Annotated in this window: 16 protein-coding genes and 1 riboswitch; of the genes, 4 read left to right on the forward strand and 12 right to left on the reverse strand. The window is 51.0% G+C overall.

Going from position 1 to position 12,684, the window contains the following annotated elements; genetic code table 11:
* Positions 1-30: 30 nt before the first annotated feature.
* The 8 genes from NR121_RS25280 to NR121_RS00960 form a co-directional block, all read right to left on the reverse strand.
* Positions 31-216 carry an aspartyl-phosphate phosphatase Spo0E family protein gene (locus NR121_RS25280; protein ID WP_054818135.1) on the reverse strand — a complete coding sequence of 62 codons (186 nt, stop codon included), beginning with the start codon at positions 214-216 and terminating at the stop codon, positions 31-33.
* Between the two features lie 107 nt (positions 217-323).
* Positions 324-412: riboswitch (cyclic di-GMP riboswitch) on the reverse strand.
* A gap of 304 nt (positions 413-716) precedes the next feature.
* Positions 717-1,328, reverse strand: a complete 612-nt coding sequence (locus tag NR121_RS00930) for an ABC transporter ATP-binding protein (protein ID WP_074728382.1) — start codon at positions 1,326-1,328, stop codon at positions 717-719.
* Entirely contained in the window at positions 1,318-2,247 is a 930-nt protein-coding gene (locus NR121_RS00935; protein WP_137670042.1) for an ABC transporter ATP-binding protein, read from the reverse strand. Before NR121_RS00935 ends, NR121_RS00930 begins: the two co-directional genes overlap by 11 nt.
* A gap of 45 nt (positions 2,248-2,292) precedes the next feature.
* Positions 2,293-3,159 (reverse strand): ABC transporter permease, encoded by an 867-nt coding sequence (locus NR121_RS00940; RefSeq protein ID WP_074728386.1) that lies wholly within the window; start codon positions 3,157-3,159, stop codon positions 2,293-2,295.
* A complete protein-coding gene (locus NR121_RS00945) occupies positions 3,156-4,142 on the reverse strand; it encodes an ABC transporter permease (protein ID WP_375162500.1) in 987 nt (328 codons plus the stop codon). The genes NR121_RS00940 and NR121_RS00945 overlap by 4 nt, the downstream gene beginning before the upstream one ends.
* Positions 4,143-4,168: 26 nt before the next feature.
* Complete coding sequence (locus tag NR121_RS00950; protein ID WP_256830289.1) at positions 4,169-5,710, reverse strand: ABC transporter substrate-binding protein; 1,542 nt, start codon at positions 5,708-5,710, stop codon at positions 4,169-4,171.
* Between the two features lie 280 nt (positions 5,711-5,990).
* Positions 5,991-6,242 carry a DUF1294 domain-containing protein gene (locus NR121_RS00955; protein ID WP_062410884.1) on the reverse strand — a complete coding sequence of 84 codons (252 nt, stop codon included), beginning with the start codon at positions 6,240-6,242 and terminating at the stop codon, positions 5,991-5,993.
* Positions 6,243-6,496: 254 nt separating this feature from the next.
* Positions 6,497-7,534, reverse strand: a complete 1,038-nt coding sequence (locus NR121_RS00960; RefSeq protein WP_249929551.1) for a YihY/virulence factor BrkB family protein — start codon at positions 7,532-7,534, stop codon at positions 6,497-6,499.
* A gap of 333 nt (positions 7,535-7,867) precedes the next feature.
* On the opposite strand from NR121_RS00960, the gene NR121_RS00965 reads away from it, so the two are divergent.
* Both NR121_RS00965 and NR121_RS00970 read left to right on the forward strand, forming a co-directional pair.
* Positions 7,868-8,071: a glycerol-3-phosphate acyltransferase gene (locus NR121_RS00965; RefSeq protein WP_074728483.1), complete on the forward strand. Its 204-nt coding sequence runs from the start codon at positions 7,868-7,870 to the stop codon at positions 8,069-8,071.
* A gap of 7 nt (positions 8,072-8,078) precedes the next feature.
* Positions 8,079-8,381 (forward strand): pyridoxal-phosphate-dependent aminotransferase family protein, encoded by a 303-nt coding sequence (locus NR121_RS00970; RefSeq protein WP_054818131.1) that lies wholly within the window; start codon positions 8,079-8,081, stop codon positions 8,379-8,381.
* A 255-nt stretch (positions 8,382-8,636) separates the two neighbouring features.
* Here the strand turns inward: NR121_RS00970 and NR121_RS00975 are convergent, their stop codons facing one another.
* Positions 8,637-9,158 (reverse strand): DUF2179 domain-containing protein, encoded by a 522-nt coding sequence (locus tag NR121_RS00975; protein WP_054818130.1) that lies wholly within the window; start codon positions 9,156-9,158, stop codon positions 8,637-8,639.
* A gap of 246 nt (positions 9,159-9,404) precedes the next feature.
* Here NR121_RS00975 and NR121_RS00980 point away from each other — a divergent pair, with 246 nt between their 5' ends.
* Positions 9,405-9,704, forward strand: a complete 300-nt coding sequence (locus tag NR121_RS00980) for a DUF3817 domain-containing protein (RefSeq protein WP_054818129.1) — start codon at positions 9,405-9,407, stop codon at positions 9,702-9,704.
* A gap of 33 nt (positions 9,705-9,737) precedes the next feature.
* On the opposite strand, the gene NR121_RS00985 is transcribed toward NR121_RS00980, so the two are convergent.
* From NR121_RS00985 to NR121_RS00995, 3 genes are all read right to left on the reverse strand, one after another.
* Positions 9,738-10,022, reverse strand: coding sequence for an HPr family phosphocarrier protein (locus NR121_RS00985; protein ID WP_235594270.1), 285 nt, complete (start codon positions 10,020-10,022; stop codon positions 9,738-9,740).
* Between the two features lie 87 nt (positions 10,023-10,109).
* Positions 10,110-10,838 carry a hypothetical protein gene (locus NR121_RS00990; RefSeq protein ID WP_256830185.1) on the reverse strand — a complete coding sequence of 243 codons (729 nt, stop codon included), beginning with the start codon at positions 10,836-10,838 and terminating at the stop codon, positions 10,110-10,112.
* Positions 10,822-12,087: a M48 family metallopeptidase gene (locus NR121_RS00995; protein WP_256830187.1), complete on the reverse strand. Its 1,266-nt coding sequence runs from the start codon at positions 12,085-12,087 to the stop codon at positions 10,822-10,824. Before NR121_RS00995 ends, NR121_RS00990 begins: the two co-directional genes overlap by 17 nt.
* Positions 12,088-12,286: 199 nt before the next feature.
* Between NR121_RS00995 and NR121_RS01000 the strand changes: the two genes are divergently transcribed.
* The gene (locus tag NR121_RS01000; protein WP_062408051.1) at positions 12,287-12,607 is read left to right on the forward strand and encodes a hypothetical protein; all 321 of its coding nucleotides are present in this window, start codon (positions 12,287-12,289) and stop codon (positions 12,605-12,607) included.
* Positions 12,608-12,684: the final 77 nt, after the last annotated feature.

A 12,684-nucleotide genomic window follows, 5' to 3' on the forward strand; every position in this document is an offset into this window, starting at 1 on the left:
GTAAAATACCTCTCATTGTCCTTATTTCATTCATGTCAATCGCTTGATATACTCTTGGTATCTGATCACCGCACAATCCAATTCCTTGCTTAATGCTTTAACTTCCGGATCGGATAAACAAAGCTTGATGTTGAATATGCCATGCATTTTGAATCGAATTCTCTCAATTTCTTCCGATAAATGTTTCAATCGCTTTTCATTAAAAACACCGTACATGGCCTCTCACCATCCTCACAGGCTACAACATCCTCTTTTTAACGAAGCCATCTTTTTCGATTACAATAAAAAAGAAAACCCTCCGAATGAAGGGTTTTCTTCCTCATTCCGGCGGCTGGCTGGCATGGTGTGTTTCCACACGTTAGCCCCTTTAGCTTTGCGACACCACTTTTCAATGGCTGTGCCTTGATCGGACTATCATTGGTTGTACATTGTTTACATTTGGTGCAAAAGAAATATGTATATCGTCAAAACTATCGACATGGATAGTGTTAATTTATGGTGTTTCGACATCTTTTCTTTTATTCTAACACATTTTCCACAATTTGACTATCATTTTTACGAGTCTTTAGTACTATATTTTAGAATATCATCTAGGTCTTTTTACATTAAAAAAACACCAGTACGAAACTAAATTCGCAGCTGGTGTGTTTTACATGCCGATTTCCAGTCCCCTGCCGGTTCGGAAGTTTTATATTTCGCGGCTTGTTGTCAACCCCCTAAAGCGTCCTTGAAGAGCCCCATTTCATTACCCGGGTGCAAACCCGTCCGATCAAATGCTTATCATGACTGATCACAAGCATTCCCATACCGCGCTTTTCGGCCGCCTCTAGCACCGCATGCCAGATTTGGGCCTGGGTTATGGCATCGAGCATCGTGGTAATCTCGTCGGCAATCAAAAAACGGGTGTTAGGACCAAGGGCCCTGGCGATACAGAATCGTTGGAGCTCGCCGCCGGACAACTCGCCGGGACGCCGGTTTAGCCATTCCTCCTCAATGCCTAAAGAGGCAAGAAGCTGTTCATCGGGGTCCCAGCTCTCCTTCAGTACGGACCGCATGAGCCATCGCGGGTTGACCGCTTTTTCCGGATGCTGAAATATCAGCTGAACCGGAAGAAAGCCTTTGGAAGGCAGAGGAGCGCCATTCAACAGAACGCTTCCCTCCTTGGGCTTCTCATAGCCGGCCAGCATGCGGGCTAAAGTGGACTTGCCGCAGCCGCTTGGCCCGACCAGCCCTACCACTTCACCGGGCTTGATCATGATGTCTATCCCCCTGAATATCCAAGAGGCCCTTTCGTAATGAAAACCCAGATTTCGCCCTTCAAGAAGCATGGATGCACCTCACCGATCCGCCGCGCAGCCATCGCATCTCGGGCAGAGAGTTCATGCATTCGTTCGTAGCCATCGGACAGCGCGGAGCAAACCTGCAGCCTTCAGGGAGCGCATCCGGATGCGGCTGAAAGCCCGGGATCGGCTCAAAACCGTTTTGCGGGAGCGCTCTCCACAATGCCTTGCTGTAAGGGTGCCGAAGCTTTTCCCCGCTGCCGGCGAAATCGTCCGGACGGGCCGTCTCTACGGTCGTGCCGGCATAAATGATGGCTACTTTATGAGCGATCTGCAGGGCTGCTTCGATATCGTGAGTGATGAACAACACACCGCATCCCTGATCAGCCAGCTCTTTGAAGAAGCCGAGCGTCTCCTTGACAACGCCGGCGTCGAGACCGGGAGTCGGTTCATCGGCAATGACAAGCTTTGCACCGCTCATGCTTGCCGTGGAGACAAGAATCCGCCTGGCCATTCCGCCTGACAGTTGAAAAGGAAACATGCGTTCCACTTCAGCCCCCAGTCCATACCGTTCAAAAATCTCCCGCTGTTTCTTGACCGCTTCTTTAGCGTCTCCGCGGTTCGTCCGAACCTGCTCTCCTACGCGCATCAACGGATTCAGATAATTGACCGATTGCGGGACAAGAGCAATCTCGCGCCCCCTTAACGCAGCTTGTCTGGCTGTCGTAAGCTCTTCTCCATCATAACGAATGGAGCCGGAGGTCTCCGCACTGTCCGGGAGAATCCCCAGGATCGCATGGGCCAACAGGCTCTTGCCTGCACCGCTTGACCCGACTAACGCAACGATCTCTCCGGCATGGACGGTAACATTCAGCTCCTGTACCACGTTCAGCTTTTTTTGCTGAAAACCGCGGGTATACTGCAGGAAGGAGATGCTTAAATGATTCACTTCCAAAAGAACGGACATTTCCGCACAAAACCTCCCTTACGTATGACTCATGACCCCAAAAAACTACTCATTCGACCTGTGCGTTTCCAGGAGCAGCCGCAGATTTTCACCTGCCGTATCGAAGGCCCGTACAATGATCAGCAAACAAAGGCCCGGAAAAAACGCCAGCCACCATAAGCCGGTCGATAAATATCGCATAGACTCGGACAGGATGATACCGATGGCCGGCTGATGAGGAGACAATCCCATGCCCAAGAACGAAATCGCCGCCTCATGCAGGATCGCATGCGGAAAAATAAGCAGCAGGCCCACCAACAGCTGGGGGATCAAATGAGGCGTCATATGTCTAACGGCTACCCACCAGCGGGACTTCCCGAATCGCCGCGAAATCTGAACAAACTCGGACGAACGCAGCTGCAGCACTTCGGCACGGATAATGCGCGCCAGACTCGGCCAATGGGTCAGGGCAATCCCGATGACAACCCCTCTGACTCCGCCGCCCAGAACAAAGCTGATCAAAATAAGCGTGACCAGATGAGGCACACTCAAAAACAAATCGATCAACCAGCCGATGATGCGATCAACCGTTTTCCCCATCGTTGCGGCGAGCAGCCCCAGAACGGCGGCAATGCTTACACTCGCAACCGCAGCCATCATTCCGACTTGTATGCTCAGGGTCAATCCTTTTAAGGTGCGTGTAAACATATCCCTTCCCAGCCAGTCCGTGCCGAAAGGATGAGCAAGAGACGGAACCCGATTGCGCAGTTCCAGATGGGTCGATAAGCTTACGTCACCCAGCCAATGCCCTGTGAACCATGTTCCTGCTATGAGAACAGCCGCAGACACAGCCAGGAACAAAGCCCTCTGTCTTGGATTGCATTTGGATGCAGAACGGAGGATGCGGCGTTCGGGGGCGATATCCCTCTTCATACGGAACGCCCCTCCCTGATCCTGGGATCTATCGCGCGATAGATCAGATCTGCAACTGTATTTCCCGTAAAGACGAGCACCGCGCTGAACAGGACGATGCCAAGCAGAAGCGGGACATCGCCCCGAAGGCCCGCTTCCACCGTGGCCTGACCCAAACCCGGGTACGAAAACACCTGCTCCGCCAGCACGGCTCCGCCAAACAGCTCGCTGAAGCCTGTAAACTGCAAGGTCACTGCCGGCAGCGCCACTGCGCGCAAACCGTGTCTCCAAAACAGCCAAAATCCGCGCTCTCCGCGGGCTCTGGCAAACAAAATATAATCGCTTGCGAGCACGTCCAGCAGCTTCTGCCTCGTATGCAGCGCGATGGGGGCGATGCCGATGACGCTTAACGTCAGTGCGGGCAATGTCATATGAAGCAATCTATCCCCCCATGTGACGTTCTCGGCGAGTACCCCGGCCGGAACACCCAGGCCGATCGGAAACCAGCCCAGCCACACGGCAAAGAAAATCAGCAGCACCAGACCCAGCCAGAAGGCGGGAGTGGAAGCCAACGTATAACAGTACCATTTGATCAGCTTGTCCAGCCATGTATCTTTATTCATCGCAGCGATTACACCCGCAGTAAAACCAATGAGTCCCGATAAAACCCACGAGACTCCCATTAGCGCAAAGGATGCGGCAAACCGTTCGGCGATCACTTCCCCAACCGGAAGGCGGTACATCATGGAGATTCCCAAATCCCCCTGCAGCACGGCGGCTCCCCAATGAAAAAAGCGCTCCAACAAAGGCTTGTCCAACCCCCAATATTGGGCAATTTGTTCCCGCTGCTCCGGACTTACCCGCATCATATCGGCTCCGACGTAGGCTTGAATCGGATCGATCGGAGAGTAGCTTACGAGCAGAAAGGAAATAAAGCTGATGGCCACCAGGAGAAAGACAAGCCGTATGCTCTTCATCCATATAAATGTAATCATGCTTCGCATCATGGGGTAATGACTCCGTTCTCCCTCTATTTCAGCCATTTCCACTCTTCGATGTTGTCCGTCACCGGCCATCCGTGACCATGAGGGTGTATTTTCTGCTTTCCGATATCGAGTCCGTCCTTGACCAAATACAGATGATCGATATTCACAAGCCATGCCCAAGGCGCATCGCCCAAGGCGCTTACACCGGTGGTACCATCCCACTGCGCTTTTTTCCAGAACTCCATGGCCGCTTCCTCACTGGTCGCCTTCAGCGCTTGCTCCATATATTGATCGACGACCGGATTACTGTAATAGCCGGCGTTGTAATATTCGATACCGCGATATTTCGTGCTGAACAGATTGTACATCTCGAGCGGGTCGTGGCTTCCCCAGCCGAACAACACGGCACTGGAGTGCATCATCGTTTTGATATCGTCCCAGCTCTTGCCTTCGACCTTGATGTTAATGCCTATCGCCTTGATATGATCCGCTGCCGCAATCGCAAGAGACTGGCGCGTCACATCGCTGGCCGGATAGATGAGCGGGAATTCCGCTTTCAAGCCGCCCTTCTCTACAATGCCGTCGCCGTCGGAGTCCTTCCAGCCGGCATTCGCCAACAGACTTTTGGCTCCTTCCAGATCAGCGTCCGGGAAGACCGTTTTCGGGTTTGACCAAGGAAGACCGTCGTTGACCGTGTATGCCGGGGTTCCATACCCCTCCAGCACGCCCTTTACAAGGGCATTGCGGTCGATCGCCATATTTATCGCTTTGCGAATGGCGATATCGGCCGTTACATCGTTACCGATCGGATGACCGTCTTTTGTTTTGCCGCCGGAAGGGACAACAGGAAATACAATCCCTCTGTTATCGACGGTGCGTACGGCTTCAAGGCGCATTCCTTCCACCGTCTGCTTGCTGAATGCAGCGGGGATGTACGAAATGTCCACCTTACCGGCCTTGGCTGCGGCAAAAGCAGCATCCTCATTCAGAAACAAAAACGTCAGCTTCTTAAAGAAAGGCTTGGTCCCGTAATATTCCGGATTCGCCTCCACAATCAACTGCTGTCCTTTATCCCACTGCACGAGCCGATAAGGCCCCGATCCGACCGGGTTGGACGCATAATTCGGGCCGTGCGCATGCTTTGGAACGATCCCTGTCGTAACCAGCAAATAGATGAAGGGCGACTGCGCTTCTTTCAAAGTAAACTGCACGGTATATTCGTCGATGGCTTTTACGCTTTGCATATTCGTCAGATCAATGACCGAGCCGCTCTTTGCAGCGGTCTCAAATGTATACTGCACGTCCTGCGCAGTTAACGGCTTGCCGTCGGAAAACTTTGCATCGTTGCGAAGCTTCACCGTCCATACCTTCCCGTCTCCGCTAATTTCGTAGCCGGTCGCGAGGTCATTGACGATGCGAAGTTCATGATCCCGCTTCAGCAGTGTGCTTTGGAAAAGCGGCGACCCGTAACGTCCCCAGCCGGCAGTCGGGTCAAAGCCTGTATCCGGTTCGGAACCAACAGCCAGTATAAGTTCTTCATTGTTCGTTTCCGAACGCTGCTCCGTTTCCTTCGAACAGCCTGCCATAAGGCTGATCAGAAAACATGCCGCAATGAATACCAGGGTCATGCGAAAGAATTGCCTCTTCACTTTTTTCCACTCCGAATCTTTTTATATTTGATCGTGTCACGAATAATTAATAGTGTAACACAGACGTTTCTTTCCGTCACTAGCCGCAGCATAAAAAAAACACTGCCCGAAACCAGTTCAGACAGTGTTTTTCGATGAAATTAACAACGGGAAGCAAAACATAGTCCATTCTTGCCTCCATAGACATCCTCCAACATCGATAGGACTCGGAGCCGCATCAGGCTGAGCCGAAATAAAAAGCGATCGCCGCGTTAAAGACAACAAGCAGCGGAATTCCGTATACAAAAGAAACATGCTTTGTCTTATGTCTCCATTTTCGCATGCCGAACCACATGCCTAAAGCTCCTCCGGCCGCAGCAATAAGAAAAAGCGTATGCTCGGCTATTCTCCGGCTGCCTTTTTTCGCCTGAGATTTATCGTATCCCATGATGAAAAATGCGACAAAATTGATTGTAATCCAATAGATCATCCATAATTCCACCGCGGCTCCCCCTGTACGGTTTGATGGTTGATTTCCGCTGCCCAAATCCAGAAACGTCTTGGCTCATAGAAAGACGATATCCGCTCCGATGCATTCTGTCAAGTCTGCTTAGCGAGTAAAGGCGTCGCCGATCCATGCAAAAAAACCGCCCTCAGGCGGTTCCCGTACGCTTGTTTAGCTGCCATTGCGGTGCTGTTTGGTCGACAGCTCTTTTTCCGGCTGTTGAAAACTATGGGTATTCTTCATTTGTGCCGATTTTTCTTGCCGAAAGGCAAGGGCAGAGCGAACGCAAATGTTTTGCAGCTTGGCCTCCGTTTTCCTTCCTTGTGACAATGCAGCACGGCATTCATCTCGCCCCCCAGCACGATAATCATGCTTGACAAATAAAGCCACATGAGCAGCACAATGATGCCTCCGATGCTTCCGTATGTTTTGGTGTAGCTGCCGAAGTTGTTCACATAAAACGAAAACAACAATGATGTAACCACCCAGCCCAAGGTCGCGAAAACGGCCCCGGGCAGCACTTCCCTGAAAGTCAGCCGCAAATTCGGCGTATAGCGGTACAAGAGCGCGAACACAATTACCATAACAACCAAAGGAATGGCAAACTGGCCGATTCTCCAAAAGGTCTCGAAGCTGCCGGGCATAAGCGAGAAGCTGTATAGCGCCTCTCCGATCAGTCGGCCGAAGACCAGCATGATGAACGTAAATAATATCCCCATCGCCAAAATAACGGTGAACAGTACGGAAATACCGCGAACCTTCCAGTAAGGTCTGTTCTCCTCTTCATCGTAAGCCTTGTTCAAAGCCTTGATGACCGCATTGACTCCGTTGGACGCTGACCATAAAGCGGCCGCTAAACCGAGAGAAAGCAGAGAACCGCTGTTCGAGCCATCCATTTCTTGAAGCACGCTCTGAATCAACTGGATGGACGTGTCCGGCATGATCTGAGCCAGGCTCCCGATCCCGTCCCGAGTGTGAAGATCGGTAAAGCTGAGAACCGCAATAACGAAGATAAGGAAAGGAAAAAAGGACAGTATCAAGTAATAAGTCAGCTGCGCACCCATGGCGGGAACATCATCGTCTTGGAACCGGCAGTAAAGGTTTAGCAGAAAGCTTGTCCAGCGAAGCCGCGGTTTTGTGGATCTCCCCATACCGGGAGTTTTGCCGGAGCCGCCATAAGAAGCTTGTCCTCCTAAGTCCCGCTCCACTTTAGCCGGCATCTCTCCTTCCCCCTTCCCGATATACACATGCAGTACTTCACCTCGGAGTCCGGTCATGAAACAAATTCCAAGGTTTGAAAGCTTCATGTATTCCTCGCGCAGTCATTTCTTAACTTCATCACCAGATTACTTATTCACTACGGTCATAACACCATTATATTCCTCGTTTACATAACCGATGCCTACCTTCGCCATTCAAAGCTCATCGCAGACACGAAACGGATAAGCCGACAAATCCCGCAATCCCCGTTTCATGTAAAGAAGCGAACTGATGACCAAGTACTAGATCAAAATAGTACTTTTTGCACGAAGCTTCAGGCCTTAATATAAAAATGATCCTAGCTAGGGTTAGGCTCAAGAATACGGCGGTTGCTTGGGAGTATGGTGGAGATGCAATGGATGGAAGCAAGTATGCTGGTCTTAAATTATTTGCTGGGAGGCTTTTTTGCAGGGTATTGGATCGTCCGCTTAAAGGACGGGAGAGATTTACGTACGCTGGGCAGCGGCAATGCGGGAGCACGCAATGCCGGAAGAAGCCTTTTCGCTTTTATATGGTTTAATACGTTTCTTGGACCGTTATTTGAGCCGTCATGAGTATGATATGGGCATCATTCGGGTACAACCCGGGAGCTCAAGCTTTATCGTCATCTGCCGCTGGGATCTGGATTTTGATGTCATTCCATCCCCCTATGGAGAGCCCTTGGATTACGAGCGTTTGGAGGAAACCGCGAACTCTGGAGGGTACGGATGGATGTGGGCGGTTCATGGGGAGACTTCCACCGGAGTCTTGAACGATCTGGATCGATTGAAACAAATTAGCAGCAGACACGGGCTTCTTCTGGCGCTGGATTGCGTCAGCTCGTTCGGAGCCGTTCCTTTTCAACTTGTACGACCAAGGCTTTGAACTGCAGTACGAGAGCGATTATTTGCTTAAACGCAATTGGCTTCAGATCGCTGCGCTCGGAGCACTGAAGGACAAAGATATCCGGCGAATGCCGGAGTGCTTGAATTACTGCGTGAAACGACCTGCCGCACGGGATTTTAGTCTTCTCCATACTCCTTGGTAAATGACAACATCATAAGATCAATATGAGGAACGCAGCAACAGCATAAAAGAGCCGCAGAACAAATAAAGGGTCTATTGCTCTTCTTGAAGCGGTTAGCGCTTCAGAATTTTGGTCCAGAACCCGCCGCGGAACGTCCGAGGTTCATACGAAATCACGAAGGCCTTGGGCGCGATATTTTCAATGAGCTTCATCAGATTTTTTTCTTGATTCCGTTTGGCAAGCACCTGCATGACCAACCGGGGGCCATCCCGGCCCTCCGCCAACCAGCTCGTCACGCCAAAGCCTTTCTCACGCAGCTGGAGCGGAAGCAAGTTTGCTTCATGATCGACTACAATCTGCAGAGTCGTATACCCAAGCGCCAGCCATTCCTCTATTTTAATGCCAAGCCATACGCCTGCACCCCAGCCAAGACAATACGCGGCCAGATTAATTGGTTCATCAATATTTTTCAGTACAATATTTAATGCCATTAAATAGATGAACACTTCAGCCATGCTGATCAAAGCGGCCAACAATCGCCTTGCTTTCATTACGAGAATGATACGGATCGTAAATAGAGATACATACACCACGTTCATAACCACGATGGTACTCACGATTTCGAGCCCGTTCATGCGGCAAGCCTCCTTTGCTATCGCCCGATGTTTGGAAATGATGGAGTTCTCGTCCGGTACAGACCCTTACCCATTGTGAATCAAAAAAGCGGAATTTTCAACCTCTTTCACAAGCTATATTTTCCCTGTCTCCATGATGAAACGAACCGACAAATTGAACATATTCCGAACAAATAAATTCAGCCATAGATCTGCCGCAAAATTGGTATATAATGAAAGTATTGTATTATAAGGAGGTGTGCATTTATGACATGGAGAACGCCTTTAGGGCGTCTTCGTCTCGCCGCTTTGTACGAAGGGATATCTTATCTTGTGCTCCTCTTGATCGCCATGCCGCTCAAATATTTTGCCGATTTTCCTATGGCCGTCAGGATCGTAGGAGCGCTGCACGGGCTGCTCTTCATTCTATTCCTTATCGCGGTTGCGCAGGTGATGTTCGTGCATCGTTGGTCGATTATGCGGGGAATCGGCGCTTTGATCGCATCGCTCGTTCCGTTCGGCACGTTTGTGCTTGATGTGCAGTTAAAACGCGATCAGCGGCAATAACCTCAAAAACCCCGATCCCGCGGGTTCATGAAATTAGCCTTGTTCGCGCGGTGCATCTTGTTTCTCCAATAAGAGAATGAGATGCTCCAACGCTTCAAGTTCGTCTTTTCCTCTCGTTTGAACCGTCAGCTTCGTACCTCGCCGAATGGGAAGCAGCATCATCCCCAATAAACTTTTGGCATCCAATTGAAGATTCAGGTTTTCATACTTGAACATGACATCCGAACTAAATAGGCTGGCTTGATGCGATATCCACTGCAGCTCCTGCGCTTCCATATCTCTGCGTACGGTGATTTCACACACTCTCATATGCTGCATCAGTCCTCTCCTATGAATAAATTTACTATATCATAAGTTATACGGTAAGCGTTTGCAAGGCTATTTTTCGGGTCGGGGACCCTGTAATTAAAGCATGGCGGCTGCATTCATTCTCTCCTTCAGCCAGCGTTGGATGCAATCCGTCATTATCTCCAGATTGGACACGCCTTCCCCAGAGACAAAAGGATCATGGCGCCTGAAATAATCGGCATGGCCTCCGATTAAAGAAAGCTGAACACGGCTTGCCGGCGCGTACTTTTCCGGATTCCAGCGCCACCATCTTCCCGCCGCTTTTTGCCATCCTCCCCAACTGCCCATACGGGTCACGGGATCCGTCCTGCGGCCATCCCCGCCGAATCTGATATAGAGCGTGTCCTGCCGATCTTCAGGATGCACAGCACACTTAGGCGAACCGATTTGAATAATGAAGTGCCTGAGAGCATCTTTTTCAGCGTAATCCTGCAGCAAAAGGCGGGACGCATGCGCTGCTGCCACTCCGCCCCCGCTATGACCGATGAACACACGAATTCCGCGAAATGCCGCATGGCCTCTGCTAACCTCTTGCGCTGCCCGGCGTCCTCCGACAGAACGTGCAAACTGTTTAGGGCCAAGCGCCGTATCATGGGTAATCTCGAGCATTTGGGCAGCCGCTTTGCGGCTCCAATCCCCGTACGGGAATAAAAGCTGCGAGGTCGCGGACAAGCCCGCTTTTATCATCCGTCTGCTTAGCTCATACCGGAAGTCTTCCATAAAATCCGGTGACGTGGCCATTCCGCACATCAAGTATAGCTGCAACTCCTTATTTTCTTTCTTCATGAATCCGAACACCTGCAATGCGTTCCATCAAGCTTGGATGGGTGGACCGGAACAGCTTCACCAGCAGCGGCGGATTCATTTCACTAAGAGAAGCTGCGGCAAGCTTCTGGTACATTGTCACCGCTCCTTCCGTACTGCCGATTAAACGAATCGCATACTCGTCAGCCGACCGCTCCGCCTGTCTGGATATGAAATTGGCCGCAGGACTGAAGGCAAAGGAAAGCAGGGAAATAATGAGCAGCAGTACCGGAAGGGCGGCAGCATCACCCGCTTTTCGAATGCCCCATCGAGAGCCCCACCGCCGAATCATCGCCTTATAGAGCATGCTGCCAATCCAAAGCAGGAAAAATGAGGAGGCAACGGAACCCAAAGCACTCCACTCCAAATGGTGCATCGCATAATGACCCATCTCATGAGCCATGATCAGCAGAATCTCATTCTCGTCCAGCCTCTGCAGCGTCGTATCCCAAAGCACAATCCGCAGGCTGGAGCCGATCCCGTTGACATAAGCGTTCAGCGCATTCGTCTTCTCCGACACCTTCACTTCATACACCCTGTGCGCCGGAATATCCGCTTTATCCGCCAAAGCTAAAATTTTCTGCTCGAGCTGCGGGTTGGAAAGCCGGTTAAACTCGTTGTAGAGCGGATCAATAACCACGGGCTGTATATACATCAGAAAGAGAATGAACGGCACGGACAGCAGCCACAGCTTCAGCCACCAGCGTCCTCCGCGGCGAATAAAGAAGAATGCGACGGAAGAGACAAGCGCCAGCATCACATAATGGATCGAGAATGAAACCGAATTGTCCCGGATCCAGCTCCAGACTGCTTGGGTCGATACGCCGTAGTAACGGGCCAGGGCGTATCCGGCCAATCGAAGCGGCAGCAGAGCGGCAAAAGAAACAAGGCTCAGCCAAAGCACGAATACAGGAAACCGGACATAACCCGGCATGGCTGTGTTCGCCAGCTTCTCCTGCCATCGCGCGGCAGTACCGGTGAACAACAGCACGAGATAAATCGCCCATTCCCAAGGATAACCGATAAAAAAGAGCCAATTGCGCAGTACGGAATAAACCTCGCTTTGCTGCAGCTGAGTTTCCGTCAAAAATGTGGCGGGATCTGCGGCGGTTCCTTTAAGGGCATCCGGGATCTGATCGCCTGAAGTCAGCCACAAATAGATGCCAATCAAAATGGCATACAGAGCGAATAACCCGAAATATATAGTTAAAAACCTGGATTTAAACGCCATGTCGTCTCCTTTTATCTTTATCCATTATATTACTAATTATATCGCTCTCTGAAGAAAATGCCTAATCCCATGAAAACAGCTCCGGACCCGGTGCTCGACCAAGGTCCAGTTAACGAACCGTCTTCGGACGGTTTTCAGCCAGCCGCCCTTCGTTTACAATAAAAACAAAGACAATCCGTAAAAGGACGGGTGAACAGCGATGAAATGGAATATAAAAAGCGTGAGCGGTGCCGTTATGATCGTGATCGGGGTTTGGGGATTAATCGCTTGGGGCGGATTGGCCGCTCTGCTCGCTTATCTGGTCGCTCTGGTGATGGTCGGCTTCGGCTACAAGCTGTGGATGGAGGCGGATTCCACTTTGAAAAAAGTCTGCAGCGCTCTGATGATGGCCGCCGGGGTCGGACTGATGCTGTATTGGCTGTTGAAGCTGCTCAATTTGGTGATTGCCGCAGTGTTGATCTATTTGGGTTGGCGGCTTCTGCGCAGCGGCCAAACGAGATCGAATGTTTTCCGCTATTAGCATAAAGCAAGCCGCCCGGGAAATCCGGTGCGGCTTTTCCTATGTCCTTTGCGATGGGGCAAATTCAGGTATCATCC

It is taken from the genome of Paenibacillus sp. Pae15, assembly GCF_024519685.1.
In the GTDB taxonomy this organism is placed as follows: domain Bacteria; phylum Bacillota; class Bacilli; order Paenibacillales; family NBRC-103111; genus Paenibacillus_G; species Paenibacillus_G naphthalenovorans.